The organism is Bacteroides sp. 1001302B_160321_D4, assembly GCF_015667765.1.
In the GTDB taxonomy this organism is placed as follows: Bacteria; Bacteroidota; Bacteroidia; order Bacteroidales; family Bacteroidaceae; genus Bacteroides; species Bacteroides xylanisolvens.
Genome location: NZ_JADPLO010000049.1, coordinates 1 through 20,222 on the forward strand (window position 1 = coordinate 1; position 20,222 = coordinate 20,222).

Annotated in this window: 20 protein-coding genes; 17 read left to right on the top strand and 3 right to left on the bottom strand. The window is 37.7% G+C overall.

Annotated elements, in window-relative coordinates:
• Positions 1-218 precede the first annotated feature (218 nt).
• Genes KFO40_RS17735 through KFO40_RS17760 form a run of 6 tightly spaced genes read left to right on the top strand, consistent with a single transcriptional unit; the run spans position 219 to position 11,515 of the window.
• Positions 219-2,087 carry a RagB/SusD family nutrient uptake outer membrane protein gene (locus tag KFO40_RS17735; protein WP_178286839.1) on the top strand — a complete coding sequence of 623 codons (1,869 nt, stop codon included), beginning with the start codon at positions 219-221 and terminating at the stop codon, positions 2,085-2,087.
• A gap of 16 nt (positions 2,088-2,103) precedes the next feature.
• A complete protein-coding gene (locus KFO40_RS17740) occupies positions 2,104-2,556 on the top strand; it encodes a DUF5004 domain-containing protein (RefSeq protein ID WP_178286841.1) in 453 nt (150 codons plus the stop codon).
• A gap of 16 nt (positions 2,557-2,572) precedes the next feature.
• Positions 2,573-3,643, top strand: coding sequence for a DUF4961 domain-containing protein (locus tag KFO40_RS17745; RefSeq protein WP_178286843.1), 1,071 nt, complete (start codon positions 2,573-2,575; stop codon positions 3,641-3,643).
• Between the two features lie 48 nt (positions 3,644-3,691).
• Positions 3,692-6,817, top strand: coding sequence for a SusC/RagA family TonB-linked outer membrane protein (locus KFO40_RS17750; protein ID WP_178286845.1), 3,126 nt, complete (start codon positions 3,692-3,694; stop codon positions 6,815-6,817).
• An 11-nt stretch (positions 6,818-6,828) separates the two neighbouring features.
• Positions 6,829-8,604: a RagB/SusD family nutrient uptake outer membrane protein gene (locus tag KFO40_RS17755; RefSeq protein ID WP_178286846.1), complete on the top strand. Its 1,776-nt coding sequence runs from the start codon at positions 6,829-6,831 to the stop codon at positions 8,602-8,604.
• A 7-nt stretch (positions 8,605-8,611) separates the two neighbouring features.
• Positions 8,612-11,515 carry a SusC/RagA family TonB-linked outer membrane protein gene (locus KFO40_RS17760; RefSeq protein WP_211146659.1) on the top strand — a complete coding sequence of 968 codons (2,904 nt, stop codon included), beginning with the start codon at positions 8,612-8,614 and terminating at the stop codon, positions 11,513-11,515.
• Positions 11,516-11,815: 300 nt separating this feature from the next.
• Here KFO40_RS17760 and KFO40_RS17765 read toward each other — a convergent pair whose 3' ends face one another.
• Both KFO40_RS17765 and KFO40_RS17770 read right to left on the bottom strand, forming a co-directional pair.
• The gene (locus KFO40_RS17765; RefSeq protein ID WP_007765896.1) at positions 11,816-12,034 is read right to left on the bottom strand and encodes a hypothetical protein; all 219 of its coding nucleotides are present in this window, start codon (positions 12,032-12,034) and stop codon (positions 11,816-11,818) included.
• Between the two features lie 395 nt (positions 12,035-12,429).
• Positions 12,430-13,227: a helix-turn-helix transcriptional regulator gene (locus KFO40_RS17770; RefSeq protein WP_055256001.1), complete on the bottom strand. Its 798-nt coding sequence runs from the start codon at positions 13,225-13,227 to the stop codon at positions 12,430-12,432.
• Between the two features lie 85 nt (positions 13,228-13,312).
• Between KFO40_RS17770 and KFO40_RS17775 the strand changes: the two genes are divergently transcribed.
• Positions 13,313-13,555, top strand: coding sequence for a hypothetical protein (locus KFO40_RS17775; RefSeq protein WP_008766298.1), 243 nt, complete (start codon positions 13,313-13,315; stop codon positions 13,553-13,555).
• Positions 13,556-13,738: 183 nt separating this feature from the next.
• On the opposite strand, the gene KFO40_RS17780 is transcribed toward KFO40_RS17775, so the two are convergent.
• Positions 13,739-13,990 carry a hypothetical protein gene (locus KFO40_RS17780; RefSeq protein ID WP_055256002.1) on the bottom strand — a complete coding sequence of 84 codons (252 nt, stop codon included), beginning with the start codon at positions 13,988-13,990 and terminating at the stop codon, positions 13,739-13,741.
• A 126-nt stretch (positions 13,991-14,116) separates the two neighbouring features.
• Between KFO40_RS17780 and KFO40_RS17785 the strand changes: the two genes are divergently transcribed.
• The 10 genes from KFO40_RS17785 to KFO40_RS17830 are packed head-to-tail and all read left to right on the top strand — an operon-like array spanning position 14,117 to position 20,222.
• On the top strand, positions 14,117-14,296 hold the full coding sequence (locus tag KFO40_RS17785) for a hypothetical protein (protein WP_004310117.1): 180 nt from the start codon (positions 14,117-14,119) through the stop codon (positions 14,294-14,296).
• 7 nt (positions 14,297-14,303) lie between these two features.
• Positions 14,304-14,468, top strand: coding sequence for a hypothetical protein (locus tag KFO40_RS17790; RefSeq protein ID WP_008766300.1), 165 nt, complete (start codon positions 14,304-14,306; stop codon positions 14,466-14,468).
• A 19-nt stretch (positions 14,469-14,487) separates the two neighbouring features.
• Entirely contained in the window at positions 14,488-16,680 is a 2,193-nt protein-coding gene (locus tag KFO40_RS17795) for a hypothetical protein (RefSeq protein WP_008766301.1), read from the top strand.
• Between the two features lie 28 nt (positions 16,681-16,708).
• On the top strand, positions 16,709-17,623 hold the full coding sequence (locus KFO40_RS17800) for an AAA family ATPase (RefSeq protein WP_008766302.1): 915 nt from the start codon (positions 16,709-16,711) through the stop codon (positions 17,621-17,623).
• Positions 17,620-18,297: an ATP-binding protein gene (locus KFO40_RS17805; RefSeq protein WP_008766303.1), complete on the top strand. Its 678-nt coding sequence runs from the start codon at positions 17,620-17,622 to the stop codon at positions 18,295-18,297. Before KFO40_RS17800 ends, KFO40_RS17805 begins: the two co-directional genes overlap by 4 nt.
• Positions 18,266-18,697 (top strand): hypothetical protein, encoded by a 432-nt coding sequence (locus KFO40_RS17810; RefSeq protein WP_008766304.1) that lies wholly within the window; start codon positions 18,266-18,268, stop codon positions 18,695-18,697. The genes KFO40_RS17805 and KFO40_RS17810 overlap by 32 nt, the downstream gene beginning before the upstream one ends.
• Positions 18,684-18,908 (top strand): hypothetical protein, encoded by a 225-nt coding sequence (locus KFO40_RS17815; protein ID WP_008766305.1) that lies wholly within the window; start codon positions 18,684-18,686, stop codon positions 18,906-18,908. The genes KFO40_RS17810 and KFO40_RS17815 overlap by 14 nt, the downstream gene beginning before the upstream one ends.
• A 23-nt stretch (positions 18,909-18,931) precedes the next feature.
• A complete protein-coding gene (locus KFO40_RS17820) occupies positions 18,932-19,579 on the top strand; it encodes a DUF3164 family protein (protein WP_008766306.1) in 648 nt (215 codons plus the stop codon).
• Positions 19,576-19,962, top strand: coding sequence for a hypothetical protein (locus KFO40_RS17825; RefSeq protein ID WP_008766307.1), 387 nt, complete (start codon positions 19,576-19,578; stop codon positions 19,960-19,962). The genes KFO40_RS17820 and KFO40_RS17825 overlap by 4 nt, the downstream gene beginning before the upstream one ends.
• A complete protein-coding gene (locus KFO40_RS17830) occupies positions 19,959-20,222 on the top strand; it encodes a hypothetical protein (protein WP_008766308.1) in 264 nt (87 codons plus the stop codon). Before KFO40_RS17825 ends, KFO40_RS17830 begins: the two co-directional genes overlap by 4 nt.

Genomic DNA, 20,222 nt, shown 5'->3' on the forward strand with positions numbered 1-20,222 from the left:
GCTTAAAGATACAAAAAAGGCAACTAACTCGCAATGAATTAGTTGCCTTAAATTTTATTATTTTAGGAATATCCCTATGTAGAGATTCATTATTTCAAAGAGTTGCCATAATTGAATTTTTACTATGAGACGATAATCAATTTTTTTTAGTGGTATATATATGTATAATCGTCATAATATAAATATGTATTAAGGACTTATTAATAATTTCTAGTAATATGAGAAAAGTTGTTTTTTTGTGTTTATTTGTTACAGGTACATTTGCGCTTTCTTCTTGTACTTCCAATTTGGAGCAAGTAGAAACGACAGATCTTGATCGGGAAACAGTATTCGCTGATAGTGCGTATACGGCAAGGTTTCTTTCGCAAATTTATACAGATGTAGGTTATGATGTGAAACCTAATCGTTACAAAACAGAGTATATGGGCTGGGTGACTCAACATGGAGGTTTACAAACTGCATGTGATGAAGCTGCATACAAAGTTGTTACTGATGTGACTAATGATGTAATGTTTGCTACAGGTACGATTAATCCGGTGAACACCAAAGAGGACGATGTGTGGAAGATTGCCTATGTTAATATTCGTCGTGCGAATGTTTTCATGAAATATGTGGATGGGAGTCCACTAACTGAATCTATCAAACGACAGTATAAAGCAGAAGCTCGTTTTTTACGGGCGTGGTATTATGCAATGTTATTACGGCATTATGGTGGAGTTCCTTTAATTGGTGATAATATATATGAGATAGATGATGAAATGAAAACAAGTCGTGATACGTATGCTGATTGTGTAGAATACATTGTTAGTGAATGTAAACAGGCTGCTCGCGATTTGCCTAACAAGTTCCGAGGAATCAATACCGGACGTGCTACTGCTGGAGCATGTAATGGACTAATTTCACGTGTTCGTTTGTATGAAGCTAGTAAATTATTTAATGGTAGTAACTTCGGAATATCTGCAGGTTTTCCAAAAGAATTGATTGGGCATCCGGAATATAATAAGGAACGTTGGAAAACAGCTGTTGATGCAGCTCTTGATGTGATTAGGATGAATACTTTTGCTATTTATTCTAATCATATATGTAATGATGATACAGATAGAAAAGGAAGTCCTGAGCCGGGGTGGGGATTCTATGCAATTTTCCACAACAATGACTTTTATAAAGTCCCTGATGCAGGAAATGGAGTGACTTATCCTGATGGAACGTATTGTGAGATGTTATTTGAATATAGACCTGTGGCTTCTAGTAATGAGCGTGAAGCGTTGTTTGGAGCTCCAAGTTGTGGGGGGAATGGTAATGGCGGTTATGTTTATCATGATTTAGTTGAGCAATTTCCTATGAAAGATGGGAAATCCATAAATGATCCTAGTAGTAAATATTCTTATAACCCATTGAAACCACATGAAGGACGAGATCCACGTTTTGCTAATACAGTGGTATGGAATGGATCGAAATTAACTAGTGGTGGTGATTTGAATCACATTGTTTATACTCATGTAGGAGCTGGAAGTACTTCCGATGCTTTTGGAACAGGTACACCGACTGGATATTATATACGTAAATTTGGCCATCGTCAATTAGCTGGTAATCATTGGCTTGCTACTTCGCAGGCATTTGATCTGATTCGTTATGCTGAAATTTTATTAAATTATGCGGAGGCTGCTAATGAATATTATGGACCAGATCATGAGGATATTTTAGATGGCCATGTTGTAAGTCCGTATGAAGTATTGAAAACGCTTCGGGAACGTGCTGGAATTGAGCCGGGGGATGATGGAATGTATGGACTAAAGAAAAATATGAGTTATGAGGAAATGCAGGAGGCTATTCGCTTGGAACGTCGTATTGAGTTAGCTTTTGAAGGACATCGTTTCTTTGATGTACGTCGTTGGATGATAGCAGAGACGACACAAAATCAACAGATGTATGGATATAAAATCACAAGAAGTACTAATGGTGTTGAAAAAGGTGAAAAAGTGCCAGTGCGTAAACATACTTTCAGAGAAGCTATGTATTTTTTCCCTATTCCTTATAAAGAAACTGTGAAGAGTGAAGATTTACTTCAGAATCCTTATTACGAATAATAAAAAAAATAGAAATATGAGACTGAATATGCAATTGGTAATTGGGGCATTTCTGACATTAACTATGATCAGTTCTTGCGACACGTTTGAAGATGAAATGACACCCGATAGTTATTCGGAGACAATTAAACACGTAGATGGTAATTGGAGATTGTTTACCGTTTCCCGAAATGGGATAGATATTACGAAATATATGGATTTTAGTCGTTTCCATATTGTATTAAATAAAGACAATACGTATGAAATAAAAAATTATTTACCATTTATTGTGAAAGGTAATGGAACATGGAGTGTAGATGATCCGCAGTTTCCGTTTCATCTCATTTTTAGAGAAGATGGAGCAGATGAAACTGTAGAAACAGAAATTGGATTTTTAACAGTGGATGGGGAACGTCAATTGACTATAAAATTAAGTCCAGGATGTCATACTAATACATATGTTTATACTTTTAAACAAGTAATGGAATAACCTTTAATATAACCTTATGAAAACAAATAGTAAACAGAAAGATAGAAACTATGGTTTGGGAGTTCTTCTATTATTGATAACCATTATAATGGTCGGATGTGTTTATCTTGATTCTATTAATATTAATCAAAATACAAATCCGGAAGAAGAACCTGTTTATTGGGTGAAAGCAGGAGAAGTTGCCACCTTTACAGTAAAAGGTCACATTGAGGCTGCTGAGGATGCAACAAGAAGATTTCTTGTTGCCATATTGGTTCCTAAAAGTTGGAATGCACGTGAAAATACGACGGTAACTTATATTGCTGATGGTGTAGAAGATGGAGTTACTTCATTACCAATGTCTCCAGTAGACACTAAATTGGTACCAAAGAATGCAACCGTGCCTTGGGCAGAGTTATTGATGGCAGAATATGGGGTTGGTACAAATGTGTTGAATGATATGGAATGGGTAGCTTTTCGTACAGATAAATTATATTCTATAAAAAATCATGATTATGCAAATTTCACTATAACTTTAAAATGTAAAGCAGGGCCTAAGAATTTACGTTTTAAACCAGCTTTCTTTATCAATTTTGCAGAAGACGATTTCCCTGGTGATGAAAAATATAAAAAGTATAGTGATAGTGATCAGTGTTTTGAAGTAGTAGAAGGAGATGGTGGAGTAATTGACTTTTGCTCTTTCCATTTTAATAAAGTAGAACCATTAGCGGCATTACAAGATGATTATGTGACTTTTTCTTTTTTAGGCGACATTTATTCTAATGATCTTGTGAAAGAGGATGCTGTTTATATGGAAGCTACGGCATATACAGATAATGGAAAAGTTTATTCTGTAAATGAAAAGAGCGAAAAAACATTGATGATTAAAGACGATCGTCCCTATACTAATATTTATAATTTAACGATTTGGCCAGCAGGTTTTTTTGCTATACCTGCGGGTGAGACAATTATACGGATTGATTATATATTTACAAATAAAGATGGTACAATAAATATTACTAGTACTGATGATAAAATAGCAGCTGGGGGAGATGATGAGGTAGAAGGGGAAGAAGAGCCATTTTACAGTGAGCTTATTTGCGAATAGTACGTCGGTACTTATGCTTTTTATTAATATTAAATGATAGTAAATTGTATGTATAATATAGTAATTAAAAAAAATGACCGGTTTTATTTCATGTTGCTTGCAATGTGCATGCTTCTTGGAATGCTGAGTCCGAATATGTCGGCACAGGGTATGAGTAATGCTGATATTACTGGTAAGGTTGTCGATCAATATGGTAATCCAGTTTCGGATGTAACGGTAACTATGAAAAATAGTAATTTTAAAGCAGTGACAGGTGTTGATGGCATTTTCAAATTCCAATTGAAGAAAGGGGATATATTGTGTTTGTCACATCCGGGATTTATTCATAAGGAAATAAAGGTGAATAAATTGAAAAATACTGAGCGTGTATTTAAGGTGACGTTGGATGAACACTTTATTAAAGATAAAGAGGTAATTAGTGGCCCTTACGAAGGAAAAGATAAAAATCATTTTTTAGGCTCAGCCTCTACTATTTATACGGATAAATTGTCATCGATGATGGGAACTACCATTCTTCCTGCCTTAGAAGGACGTTTGTCAGGTTTGAATATTACTCAATATAGGGGGGCACGTGTTCATCAAACTTCTGCTAACTCAACGAGTGATATTGTAGGAAATGTTCCTGTGTTTGGAGAAGGGTTCTATAGTGATAACACAGAGTTTAATGTTGGTTCGCGTGGTATAGCCCCCGTGGTGGTAATTGATGGAATACAACGAGAACTTTATTCAATAGATCCAGAGGCAATAGAGTCAGTTTCTATTCAGAAAGATGCTTTGTCATCTATGTTTTTAGGAATGCGTAGTTCGAGAGGCGCATTAGTGATTACTACTAAAGAGCCTATAAAACAAGGTTTTCAATTGTCATTTACTGGGCGTTTTGGGGTACAGAGTGCTCTTAAAACACCTAATCCTTTATCTGCACATCAATATGCTTATTTGTTGAATGAGGCATTACAGAATGATGGGAAGGAACCATTTTATACATATGATGATTTTAATAAATTTCGTACACAGTCAAATCCATATACACATCCTAATGTAAATTGGTTTGATGAAATATTAAATAAGACTTCTACTACTCAATCCTATAATTTAAATGTGACTGGAGGTAATAAGTTCGCACAGTATTTTGTCAGTGTAGGTTATATGGGAGAAAATGGATTGTTTTCGAATCCAACAGAAAGTGATGCGCATGATACTAATTTATCTTATTCTCGCTATATGATTTCTTCCAAAGTAAATATTAATATAACGGATGATTTTACTGCTAAAGTTACTTTATTAGGGCGTGTGGAAGATGGAAATCAACCTGGTGCAAAATATAGTAATTTGCTGAATGCAATTTATACTACTCCTAATAATGCATATCCGATTAAAAACCCGAATGGGACATGGGGAGGTAATGTGACATTTGACAATAACTTGATGTCACAAGCCATTAATTCCGGTTACATTATGGATACTGCTCGTGATATGGTGGGAGGTATTAATTTGAAATATGATTTTAATAAATTAGTAAAAGGATTATCTGCACGTTTAGTTGGAAATGTTTCTATTCAAAATCGTTCATATACAGAACGTAGTAAACGTGCTCCGGTACATTCTTATGGCTTCGATAAAGAGGGGAAAGAAATATATACTCAGTATGGATCAAGTAATTCACAAATTAATAGATTCTACTCGGTGACTAGTTATCAGCAAATGTACGGACAGTTTGCTGTAGATTATAATCGTCGTTTTGGAGTACATGGGGTAAAGGCAACTTTAATGGGTGATACTCGCCATACATTGGCAAATTATGATTTACCTCAATTGCCCTCTAATATTATAGCAGATGTAGCTTATGATTATGCAGAGAAATATTTTGTGCAAGCAGCTCTAAGTGAAAGCTATTACAATCGGTATGCTCCTGGTAAACGATGGGGAACTTTCTATGCATTTGGTTTAGGATGGGATATCAGCAAAGAAGACTTTATGGAGAATGCTGATTGGTTAAATCAATTAAAACTACGTGGAGTATTTGGTAAAACAGGAAATGGCATAGACAATTCTGGTTATTATATGTACCGGCAAACATTTTCACATATTGGGACAGCTGGTTATCCATTAGGGACGGAGATGTCGGCTATGGGAAATGTAACAATGGAAAATACTCCATTAGCAAATCCTTTCTTGACGTGGGAAAAAGCGTATAAATTGAATGTAGGAGTTGATTTGGCTATGTTCAATAATCGCTTAAAATTTACAGCGGATTATTATAATGATAAATACTTTGACTTGTTGCAAAACAGAGGTAAAAGTATTGAATTGATAGGACAGTATTATCCTATGGAAAATATTGGAAAGGTTCGTCGTTTTGGTGGAGATTTGTCTATTACTTATCAAGATCGTGTAAATGATTTTAGTTATTATGTTTCTGCTAACTGGAGTTGTGAACAAAGTAAATTACTTTATATGGATGAGCAAGAAGTTCCAGAAGAATATTTACGCCAAACTGGACGTCCTGCAGGAGCTATTTACGGATTAGTAGCTGATGGATTTTTTACAACAAGAGAGGAAATTGAGAAAAGTCCGGTAATTGAAGGATTCGAAAATATTCAACCTGGTGATATTAAATATAAAGATCTGAATAACGATAAAGTAATTAATGAATTTGATCGTACTGTTATTGGTGGTGATAAACCTTATTCTTATTTCGGTATTGATTTGGGATTTAAATGGAGAGGATTAGATTTTTCTATGTTTTGGCAAGGTGCTTATAATCGTGATCTTTATTTGCAGGATTGGACATTGCTTGAAGGATTTCAAGCAAATGGTCGTTATTACGGACAAGCATATGAAAATATGTTAGGACGTTGGACACCAGAAACTGCAGAAAGTGCGACATTTCCACGATTAACAGCTGGTGGAAATGAATATAATCGGGGTAATGGCTGGAATTCTTCGTTTTGGCTGCGATCAGGAAACTTTATCCGTTTGAAAGATATAAGTTTAGGATATAACTTACCTGATTCTTTCTGTAATAACTACTTGGGAGGACTGCGTTTGAAGATATTTGTTAATGGTCAAAATCTATTTACAAAATCTGCGTGTGATCTGGTTGATCCAGAAGTCGGTTTTACTAGTTATCCATTGCAACGTTGTATTAGTACAGGTATTAATATCAGATTTTAATGAGTTATTATATGATACGAAATAAATATTTAACATTTTTAGGAATGGGCTTATTGTTCATGGCATCGGCTTGTAATGATGGGTATGAAAAAGAGCCAGTAGAACATTTTACACTTGATTATGTGTTCTCACGAGTTGATTCAGCAGGGATACAATCTCGATACTTTTTGAATAATATCTATTTGGAACATTTATATAGTGGATACAACCGTATAGATGGAGATTTTTTGGATGCGGCTTCAGATGATGCTATCTCTATTGATAATAATTCTCCAGAAATCTATAAGTTATTTATGGGTCGTTATTCTGCAGTTTCTCGTTTGAGAGACATGGAATGGGGGGCATATTATCAAGGAATTCGCAAAGCGAATATTTTGATTAATAATATAGATGTGGTGCCTTTTAATTTGACGTATGTTAATGCTTTGGGAGAGACAAAGCCATTAAATTATACAATGAAGGCAGAGGCTCGTTTTTTAAGAGCATATTTTTATTTCGAATTAGTGAAGCGTTATGGAGGTGTTCCTTTAGTGGGTGATAATGTATATGTATTGGGAGATGATGTACAACTTCCACGAAATACATTTGCTCAATGTATTGATTATATCATAGGTGAATTGGATGAGATAAAGGACGATCTTCGTTCGTTACCGATGTCAGATGCCACCGAGTTTGCACATGCTCCAACCAAAGAAACTTGTTTGGCTATGAAAGCTAGAGTGTTGTTGTATGCTGCTAGTCCTTTATTCAATGAAAAACCTCTAGAAGCAGGTAATGAATTGATAGGATATGCTTCTTATGATAGTCAACGTTGGAATTTGGCTGCACAAGCTGCTAAAGATTTGATAGATCAGTATGGACCGAAAGGAAAAGGTACATTAAATTTAGCGCAAGACTATCGTAATATTTTTATAAATTTCTATGGTGGAAATAATCCTGAACTAATATTTTTTCGTCCAGTAGGTAAGAATAAAAATATAGAAACCGTTAATGGTCCTTTGGGCTTTTCTGGAAATTCTTTAGGTAATGGTAATACTAATCCTACACAGAATTTGGTGGAGTCTTTTTTAATGAAAGATGGTAAAAAACCGGGTGAAAGCACTAAATATATTTATAATTCAGTAGATGATCCTTTTAAGGACCGTGATCCACGATTAGATTTGACGGTATTGCATAACGGATCTAGATGGTTGAATACAACTCTTGATACAAAAGTAGGTGGCACACATAACCCTTCAGGAGCCCAATATAGTCGGACATGTTATTATATGGCGAAATTTATGAAAAATTATCAGGCTTTGGGCAATTATGAGGACGATACCCATTTGTGGGTAATATATCGTTATGGTGAAGTGTTGCTAAATTATGCAGAGGCATTGAATGAAGTGGCTATAGCAGGTGGTATGATTGATTATAAAGAAGTAATCAGTAGCCTTGTCCAATTGCGTAAAAGAGCTGGTATAGAACCTGGAGATGATAATAATTATGGTTTACCTACTCCAGAGACTTATGACCCTATTGAGATGCGTGACATTATTCGTAATGAACGAAGAATTGAAATGGCTTTTGAAGAACAACGTTATTGGGATATTCGACGTTGGAGAATTGCGGAAACTATTTTCGAAAAACCTTTAAGAGGTTTAAGTATTCAGGTTGTTGGTACTAAAACCAATTATCATGAAGTGGATGTGCTTTCGGCCAAATTTGATACGAAGCGTTACTTCTATCCAATTCCGTATTCAGAAGTGATAAAAAATGGAAATATGATTCAAAACCCGAATTGGTAATTACGTTATGAAAAGAATATTATTAATATTATTGAGTATAAATCTGTTTACGTTTGCCTTGGCGCAATCGTTAACGATAAAAGGAAAGGTCTCTTCTACTGATGGTGAATTGCTTCCAGGAGTAAATGTAAGGATAAAAAATGCTACGATTGGTACAATTACAGATTTTGACGGTAATTATCAGTTGAAAGCGAATAAGGGAGATATATTAGTATTTACCTATATAGGTTTTAAAAAGTATGAACTAAAAGTAGGAAATCAGACATCTTGGAATGTAGAGTTGGCACCTGATCAAACAGATTTGGATGAAGTAGTGGTGGTAGCATACGGAAAGGCAAAACGTATCACTATGACAGGGGCGGTTAGCGGTATACAAGCACGTGAAATTCGAAATGTACCAACTAGTAGTTTACAAAATGCTTTAACTGGAAAATTGCCAGGATTTTTTAGCCAGCAGTCCTCTGGACAGCCAGGTAAGGATGCTTCGGATTTTTTTATTCGTGGTGTTAGCTCTTTGAACTCCGAAGGTAATAAACCTTTGATTATTGTAGATGATGTGCAGTATACATACGAGCAATTATCACAAATTAATGTAAATGAAATAGAAAGTATTTCAATTTTGAAAGATGCTTCGACAACTGCAATTTATGGTATCAAAGGAGCAAACGGGGTATTAGTAGTGAAAACAAGAAGAGGAAAAGAGGGCAAACCACAGATCAATGTACGTTTGGAAGGAGGAATACAGACCCCAGTTCGTACTCCTGACTTCTTGAATTCATATAATACGGCTATTTTGGTGAATGAAGCGTATGAGAATGATGGCATGCCTAGATTGTTCTCTAAGAAAGATATTATGGCATTTAGAGATCACACTGATCCTTATGGCCATCCTGATGTAAATTGGTATGATGAGATCTTTAAAAAGAATGCCTTTCAAGAAAATGTGAATGTGGATATTTCTGGAGGTTCTAAGAGATTAAGATATTTTGTCTCTGCCGGCTATTTTACTCAGGATGGTATGGTAAAAGATTTTGGAACGAAAGGAAATGATGTAAATTCAAATTATTTTTATCGTCGTTTCAATTATCGAACTAACGTAGATTTTGATGTAACGGATAATTTGAATATGCGTTTAGATGTATCTTCACGTTTTATGAATATTAATGAGCCTTGTAATATGAATGCAACGGGTGAAATTTATGACTTTTCTAAGATGCATCCTTATTCTGCTCCAGTATTAAATCCTAATGGATCGTATGCTTATTTGAGAGATACAGAAGGATATAAACCTACCTTGAATGCTCGTTTAGCTAATGAGGGGTATAAGCGTACTCGTCGTAATGATAATAATATTTTATATGGTGCCACCTGGAAGATGGACTTTCTAACGCAGGGACTTGCAGCTAATTTTCGTGTAGCTTATTCAAGTGTAGATGAAAATTATCGTCAAGTGCATCGTGGGGATTATCCAACGTATTACTATAATTCGTCAACTAATGAATATGAAATTAATCCTAATAAGAAATATGATTATGGAACATACTCTGTAACTAGCGGTACAGATCAAGCTACGAAGGATGTAAATATTCAAGCTTCATTAAATTATGCACATGTTTTTAATGGAGACCACGATGTGAATGCTATGTTTTTGTATAATCGTCAGAGTACGACAAATGAAAAGGATGCAGCTGTTCCCAATAATTTTGAGGGCTATACTTTAACGATGGGATATAAATATAAAGGTAAATATTTAATTGATCTCAATATGGCTTATAACGGAACTGACCGTTTTGGTAAAAACAATCGTTTTGGTTTTTTCCCAGCTGTTGGTATTGGGTATGCTATTTCAGAGGAAAATTTCTTTAAAAATGTAGACTGGCTAAAAAAAAATGTTCAGTTATTGAAAATAAGAGCTTCATATGGCTTGGTAGGATCTGATGTAGCTGCTGGTAATCGTTATTTGTATGAACAAGTATATCAAGAAAATGGAAATTATCCTTTTGGAGATTATCCAGCCGATAGTCCAGTGATAAAAGAGGGAGACTTAGGGACTCCTAGTGTAACTTGGGAGAAGGCTAAGAAATTTGATGTTGGTTTAGATATGAATTTATTTAATAAGGTCTCATTTACTATTGACTACTTCTTGGATAAACGTTATGACCAATTGGTGACAAGAGCTGACGTTCCCTTAATAATAGGTATAGGGTATGCTCCGAGTAATGTAGCAAGAACTACTAATCAAGGATTTGATGGACAAATTGGCTATCAAGATCGTTTTGGAGAATTTGATTTTAATACAAGTTTAGTATTCTCTTATGCAAAGAATAAAGTTGATTTTAAGGCAGAGGCTCAACAGAAATATCCTTGGTTAGCAGAAACAGGAAGACCTTTGAATCAACCATTTGGATATAAATGGATAGGTTATTATACTCCGGAAGATATTGAACTGATAAATGCTGCAAAGGAAGATCCTACTATTAAAGCTCCAGCAGTACCTTATACTGATATTCCAGTTCAGGCTGGTGACTTGAAGTATGCTGATTTGAATGGTGATGGTTCTATTGATGATTTTGATAAGGGTGCTATTGGTAAGCCTAATCTGCCTACAACAACTTTAGGGTGGTCATTTGGAGGTTATTGGAAAGGATTTAGTTTTAATGTATTATTTCAAGGTTCATTTGACTATAGTTTTGCAATCAATGGTACTGGTATAGAATCGTTTAAAAGTCAGTTTCAGCCTATCCATACTGGACGTTGGACATTAGATCGTTATAAAAATGGAGAAGAAATAACTTTCCCTCGTTTAACGACCAATCCTTCCACTATAAATAGTGCCAGTACTTATATGTCTGATTTCTGGTTGATTAATGCTTGGTATTACGGGGCTCAATACAAAATGTGGCATGAATGAAATGTAAGGTGAAGTACGTGAAACCGCCTGTACATCGGTGATTGACGAATGTCACGCAATATATTTGGGAAGAAAACAAAAAGTTCCGTTCCTTCTATTTTGCTTCCGTTGCTTCTATATTCATTCCGGTGGACTGTGCTGTAAATAGGGGAAACAATGAGAGACAGATTGAAAAGGCGAAGGAAAGACTGTATGTTGCTTCTGTTTTTAGGCTTAAAACAAAGGCTATACGCTCCATTTAGATGGGTGTATAGCCTTTATTAATTTAGATATAGAAATACATTACAGCGGCTTAAAATGCTATTTTCGTGCGCTTCGAATAAGCACTCCTTGTTGTATGATCGCTTTTTTAGTAGCGAAGGAAACACCATCGGACAACCCTTTGTGACGTAGGGTTTCTTCCGTAATACCTATTTCTTCAGCAGTAAATTCAGAATAGATTGCTGATATAGAACCAAAAAAACGGCTTGTTTTTTTGAAAATGAGATGAACATGTATAACCTTAGTCTCTTTAGCCATGACTTTACTTTTAGATATTTGTAATACTAAAAACTTCTATATAGTTGCTATATGGAAGTTTTTCTAATTGCAAATATACGAAATAAATGAAGAAAATAGGATGTATTTTTGTTTATTTCGTGATAAATACAGACTTATGGAAAAGATATAATTTATTGTTAAAATAGCCTATACCCATGTCAGCACCCTTTAAACACCCATTAGAAAATAGAGACAAAATGTGAATATCACCCATTAAACACCCATTAAAAAAGAAGTGTTTTTATTATTGAGTTTTACCCTATAATACTGGTATATGCATTGAGTTATACCCTATAATACAACTTTTAGGAATACAGATATTTTTGGTAATATGCTAAAAAACAATGATTTATAATAAAATATAATGTTTAATATTAAGTTAACCTTTTCATAAGTAGGGACATTTGACTTTTCAAAGCATCCACATCGTCTTCTAAATGGTTTACTTTATCATAATACGTCGCGTTAATATTAGGCATCTTTGCGCTTAAATACCATTCCACATATAGTATAGTATTAATCTCATCTTCCATCAAATTAAAGTTTGGGTAATTAGCTTTATCAACATTATCAGAGGTACAAACTATAAAACCATGTTCACGGAATCTATTTTTTATGCGTTTCACGTAAGCACGTCCACTTCTGTCGCTTACCACATATACATGATTGTCTTTAATCTCATTCCATTCACTTCGATCCAATAATCTTAAAATGAGATATGAACAGTCTAATAATGTCGGAGACATACTTTCTCCTCGTACTTTAACACAGAAATATTTTCTATTCCTACGTAGCATATTGTAAGGAAGCCTAATAGTCTCCACGACTTCTATAAAATCAGGATTTTCACATCCATAACCTGCAGCTACAGATATATCAACGATAGGGATTGACTCAAATTCCGACTCTATTGGAACGATTTTAGAAATTTTCGTTTGATTGTCATCACGCAACATTGAACCACATCCAGCAAGCAACCAATCCGTAGAGATATCGCTATAATATGAGAGAAATTTCAATAAATTATCTTCAGACATTCCATTTGGTTGACTCAACACGCCATTGGTTATGCCTGTATTTTTATAACATTCATACTTTGTAATCCCTTTAAAATCTAAATATTGCAGAATTCTCTGCTTTAATACTGAAAAATCTCTCATGTTTTCTTTCATAATTGAAATATCTCTATTATATTTGCAGCGTGTTACAGATTAACAGCGCTCAAATGTATGAATAATTACTCTAAAATAAAAAGGTATGAAACAAATAATTGAATTAAGAGACACCGAAAAACGAAAGATGATTGCAGAAACATTTGGAATATCTCTCGCAAATCTTAGTCAAATACTCCGTTTCAAACGGAATGGAAAGAATGCAGAAGCTATTCGTAGAATGGCACAAGAAAATGGTGGAATTAAATATACTGAAGGTAATGAACCATCAAAAGTGAAGGTTTTGGATTCTCACGGAAATGTAACAAGAGTAATAAGCAATAAATAAAAATCTGCAATGCAAAAGAATAAGATTTTGAAACGTATAGATCGCATTATTTTTCAAGCCATTGTCATGGGTGATAACTTAACAGCAGATGATGTGCTACGCCTCGGCAACCATGCCAGATTCAAGAAGAAACTATTCATGGTTGGTGACACGTGCCGGGTTTCAGTGAGAAAGTTGTCCAATTCAGCGAGTATATTCACAGTCGTCAATTACTACTACATCAATAGTCTCTGTTTTACGGATCGTATCCGCCACTATTTGGGCAAATTGAGGACAACAGCATTTCGTAATATGGGCATAAGTGAAGTCTTTGTCGTAATCATAGATGATACGTGCCTTTAGCTTATGAACAGGACATTTTACATCTCGGAGTATACTCTTGCATATTGTTTGGTCTGATGCAAGTTTAGATTCCAAATCATCGAAAAACATCATAACGGTTTATTTAAATTAAATATTTTCCATATTGGCTACAAATGTAGCAAAACTATTCCGGTTCGTGATGAATAGGAATAGCCTTTTTAGAAACATGAATGTAGAACAAGAAAAACGATATAGTATATGAAAACATTTAGAGTGATTCAGAATGTGTTGATAGCGGTCGGGATAATAACTACCGTTTCATTGGTTGACGGGATTGAGGTGTCTGCCTCTAATGTGCAGGCGGCTTTTGTTATTGCCTGTTTCACGATAGTGACCATTCTTGAAAGGGAATTCCGTTCGGAAAAGGACGAAGAGTAAAACAAGTATGCAAGCAAGGAACTTCCCCGTATTTCGGGATAACACAGACTCATGGTTTCAGATTGAATTTGTCATGGTATTATTTAATGGTGTTAGGACAGGTTTTCAATGGGAACAGGTGAAAAGAGGGGAAGCAGCTACAATCCTGGGGCAGTGCCGGGACTTGCGCTAAAGTTAATAGTATAATTATTATGGCTGAGATATTTAATAATCGGATTTGCGTGTTTGCGAATGAATTAATCATCTTCAATCCCAAAACGCAAGTTGGGAGTGAAGATGGGTTCATTCCTGAAGGAACATACTATTCGATGGTGAGGAACGGGCAACTTATCGTACTCCGTCGTGGTATTCCCGGATGTCCTGCCCTAGTAGATTTTGAAACCATGAGAAAGGACGTAAAGAAAGGGTACATTGTACGTAAAGGTGATCCCCGTGCAGAAATTGCCGCTAAAACACAGAAATCCATACTGGAAGATGCGATTGTCTACAGCAATGCCGCCTACGAGTTTTTCAGTGTGAAATACCGCTATGACGGTGACAAGAAGCTTCCCCCCGCGAAGATTGACGAATATACCCTTAATGTGCGCATCATGAACGCGCTCCTCTCCCTTCGCGATGGTCGTAAAGCCAACTCGATAGGCGGTGGTGGTACGCGCATCAACGTTTGGGAAAAGCTCTGTAAGTTGAGCAATGATCTTCTGACACTGAAAGACCCGAACGGGCGTGATATTTTTCCTCATAACCTGCCGAAGAACTGGAAGGCTTTGAAACGTAAATGCGAGCAATATGAAGCGGCACGACGGATCAGTGAGGAAGAAGGCTATCGCAGTGTCATCCATAAATCGTATGGCAACAAATACGCGGCAGTCGTACTGAACGAGGACGCAAAGGCAGTGATGCATAAATTAATCAGTATGCATAACAATCTGAATAATGTTCAAATCATGGAAGAATACAACAAGGTGGCTTCCCTGATGGATTGGAAACCGATCGATAGTCCTACCACCGTTGAGAACTGGAGACAAAAATTTGCTCTCACAACAATGGCGGGAAACAAGGGAGACAAAGCTCTGAAGAACACACGCATGAAACAGATACACCGCGAAGCCCCGACACAAGCACTTACTTACTGGACGCTGGACGGATGGGATGCGGAACTGTTCTACCAGAAAAAGACTCCCAAAACGGTAAAGAAAAACGGTGAGGAAAAGAGATATATGTACACCACTTATACCAACCGGAAAACGATGGTAGTCGTACTTGACGCATGTGAAAAATATCCGGTAGGGTATGCCATTGGCGACCATGAATCACCCGCTCTTATTCGTGAAGCATTACGAAATGCGGTACAACATACCAAAGAGCTATTTGGGGAACGCTATAAGCCTTTACAGCTACAAAGCGACAATTATCAAAAGAAGGTGATGGTTCCCTTCTATGAAGCCATGACCAAGTACTATACACCAGCCGCTTTGGGAAATGCAAAGTCCAAAATTGTAGAACCCTATTTCAAACGGCTGAACGTGGAATACTGCCAAAAACAGGCGAACTGGTCGGGCTTCGGTATCACTGCCGACAAAGATAACCAGCCTAATTTGGAAGTATTAAACCAGAATCACAAGTTCATCCCGGATGAAGCCACCGTTATTGCGCAATTAGAGGCTATAATAGCGCAGGAACGGGCAAAGAAGATAGATGCTTACCGCGCTGCATGGGAACGTACCGAAGAAGCCCGCAAAATGCCTTTCGGGATTGAGGAATATCTGATGCTCATGGGGGAAACCACCGGACGCACAAACAAGATCACAGGTTCGGGACTGTTTATCGAGTTCATGGGTGAACGAATCTGCTTCGACAGCTTCGACCTTTCCCTCCGCGACCATTACAACGAAGACTGGATAGTACGCTTTGACCCGGACGATATGAGTCAGGTGCTTGTATCGAACGCAAAACGCCTGAAGTCCGGTCGTGTTGACAAAGAGATCGGGACATTGCAATACGTACTGCAACGTGATATCAAAGTTCCGATGGCTTTGGCTGATCAGAAACCGGAACATTTTGAATACCGGGCACGTGTCGACAGGTTCAACACTGAAATGGTGGAAACGGTGAAGGAGAAAGTGAAAGAGGTAGACAGGAGAATCACCACCATTTGCCAACGTATCCCCGAAATAGCTGCAGGAACGGTTCTTGACCGCTACCTGATAACCGACAGCTTGGGACAGCACAAGGATGTCCGGTCGAAAATGAGGGATGACGCCACGGACGCGGATTTCATGGAAGTGACCCAACATATCACCCGGCAAAGTGTAGCAATGGCTTCCACCGGAACGGATGATGAAGATTACGATTACAACCCGCTGGACATGAATTTTTCAAGATGATTTAAAAACAATTTAAAAGATATACAACATGGATAATCAAGCATTAAAAACGTACATAGAGAAGTTAATCAATCGCGGATCATCTGCAACGGAGTTGGCGCGTAAATGTGGAATATCGGATACCGCCATGTCCCAATTCAGAAGCGGCAAGTATGGAGCTAACGAAGACTCTATCGCTGAAAAGATCGCTTCCGGTCTTAATTACTACGAAAACGCCTGGAATGTAGTGGAAAGCGTCACCAGTTACCAGCAGGTACGCACCGCGTTCGTGGCAGCCAAACGGAATCACAAATGGATGTGCATATCTTCCCGATCCGGCAGTGGGAAGACTCAATCCCTCATAGACCTTTATAACATGAGTACTGATAATTCAGTCATATATCTGAAATGCCGGAAGTGGACGGCACGTAAATTCCTGACCAAGTTAGCCACATGCATGGGGGAAACGGTAACGCGCTATATGGATAACGATGACCTTATGGACTTGGTTGTTTCACACATAAACCGCATGGCTGGAAAATCCCCTTTGTTAATCCTTGATGATGCCGGAAAACTGGCGCACAGTGCCCTTTGTACGTTGATACCTCTATATGATGATACTTTACACCGTTTGGGGGCTATCGTAGCCGGAACGGAGACGCTGGAACGCAATATAAAGCGTTATGTCGGTCGTGTAGAAGGATACGACGAAATAGACGGCAGATTTTGCCGGAACTACATCGCATTACTGGGAGCCACAAAGAAGGATGTCAAAGCCATTTGCGCGGCAAACGGGATCAATGATACGGAGGAACAGGAAAACATTTGGGGAAAGTTGAATAAAGAGAAAAAAGAGCCTGTGCCGGGAAAATATGTTTGGTTTACCGATGATTTGCGTGAACTGTCCGGCATGATCGAAGACCGTATAATCAAACAACAAATCGAGCGTGGAGAACTGGCATGAAAGTTTGGAGTCAGAAGAACCTAGAAGACATCCGACATGAATATATTGATTTTGACGGTGAATGGTATCTGGCATTCGGTCGTCCGGAAAAATCCGGTTGCTGGATCATTTACGGAAAGTCGGGACAAGGAAAAAGTTCTTTCGCTCTGCAGCTGGCACGCAAATTTGATGAAATGGGGCTCCGGGTTCTTTATTTAACACTTGAAATGGGCGCGTGCGACGACTTCGTGAATTCCGTTCTTAGTGTCGGCATTCATAGTAAAACGAATAATATAATCTATTCGGATGAAGCCACCATCACAGAACTGGACGAATACCTCTCAAAGCAACGCAGCCCGGACGTGATAATGATAGACTCCATACAATACTTCGAGCAGCAAGGGGGAGCGAAAGCCCCCGAAATAATCCGCCTGCGCAAGAAGTATCCGCGAAAGATATTTGTCTTCATCTCGCATGTGGACGGGCGCGAGGTGGAAGGAAAAACAGCCTATGACGTGAAACGTGACAGCTTTAAAAGAATCTACGTGGAACATTTCAAGGCAACATTTATCGGACGTGGCAAAGGAGGTTCACGCGGATATTACATAGTATGGGCGGAAGGGTATCAAAAATATTGGATTGAAAATATTAAAAGCGATAATGATGGAACAGAAGACGAAGAAACCTATCAGTAAGAGCCTTATCAAACGCCTGCATATCATATACAGCGCACAAGGCATTGATGACGAACAAAAGCGGGCTATCCTGCTAGACCTGACAGACGGACGGACAAATACCACAAAAGAGTTGACATACAGCGAGGCAATGTATCTCTGCGGTTATTTGAACGGTGCGAAAAAAGAAAACCAGGATCTAACCATCACCGAACGGGAAATAAGGAGACGCAGATCGGCTGTCCTGAAGAGAGTGCAGCGGATCGGAATCGACACAACGGACTGGGGAGCGGTGAATGCGTTTTGCCTTGATACCCGGATAGCAGGAAAGAAGTTTCGCGAACTGGACGGGGAAGAACTTCTCCTGTTGATACCGAAGCTGGAGTCAATATTAAAAAAGAAAGAAGATGGCGGATATTAGTGCGGAACAACACCGGATAAACCGGATTAATGAATTACTGGATCGGCTTGACAAGATTCCCGGTGAGCTGGATGCCATACACGAAAAATTGTATGCCGGAAATATGAATCGTAACGAGTTTGCGAAGTTGGTAGACCAAAGGTCATCGCTTTATATCGAAGCGGAAAACAAGGAACGGGAACTGAAAGAAGTATATAAAATCAAATTGTAATTAATCATTTAAAAGTTAATAGTATGGATATTAGTAAATTGTCAAAAGAAGAAAAGGCGGAACTGTTGCGTAAACTGAAAGAGGAAGAAAAAACAGAGTCCATTCAGCGGAAGGAAACCTACGAAGCGTTGAGACATCAGTTCATGTTCGATGTGGAAAGTAAACTCATGCCAGTAGTGAATGATGTTCAGGGCTTTTATGATTGGATTGTGGGTGAAAGCAAGGCTTTCCGTAACGTGATGCGTGAATACGGTCAGCTCCGTATGCGTCAGGGTGAAGAAACCGCCACTTTTTCAGTAGTAGACGGGAACTTCAAACTGGAGGTAAAAAGCAACAAGGTGAAAAGTTTTGATGAACGTGCCGATCTCGCTGCCGAAAGGCTGATTGACTACCTGAAGAATTATATAGCCCATTCGGAAAAAGGAGTCGATGATCCGATGTATCAAATGGCGATGACGCTTCTCGAACGTAACCGTCAGGGGGATTTGGACTATAAGTCTATCAGCAAATTATATGAATTGGAGTCACGTTTTGATGAAGAATATGCCTCTATCATGCAACTGTTTAAAGAAAGTAATGTCGTGTATAAAACTGCAACTAATTACTATTTCCATAAGCGTGACGAGAACGGAGTATGGCGTCGTATTGAACCTTCATTCTGTAGATTATGATTATAGCAGTTGACTTTGACGGAACCATTAGCCGGGGGAGATTCCCGGCTATTGACGGGGAGCAACCATACGCTGGTGAATCGCTCCGGAAATTACATGATGAAGGACATAAAATCATTATTTGGACATGCCGTACTGGTGATCAGTTATTGAATGCCATCAACTGGCTGTTGGAACGCAAAATACCATTCGACCGTGTAAATGACCATGATCCTGAAAATGTCGCTAAATATGGGGAAGGCGGGAAAAAGATATATGCCCATTGCTATATCGATGACAAAAACATCGGAGGTTTTCCCGGATGGCTGGCATGTGTGGAGGAGATTGAACGGATGGAAGAAGCCTATAAAACTATTTTAAAAGAGGATAAAACTAAAGTATGAACAAGAAGAAGGAGATAATACGCACTATCAGAAATTTTAAAAGGATTCTGAAAAGTGGGAATGTGAAAACGATATTGGTCGTTAGTGATTGGGATATATATATAAAAACATACACTATTGAGGAAATTGCTGCCCGTTTCTTACGAATAAAAGGTTATAATGTACAAATTACCATATCGGATAATACGGAGCACCCTTCCTACCAGTTTGGTTATATACGATTCTATCGTTATGCCAGAATCAAGTTTAATTCTAATTAG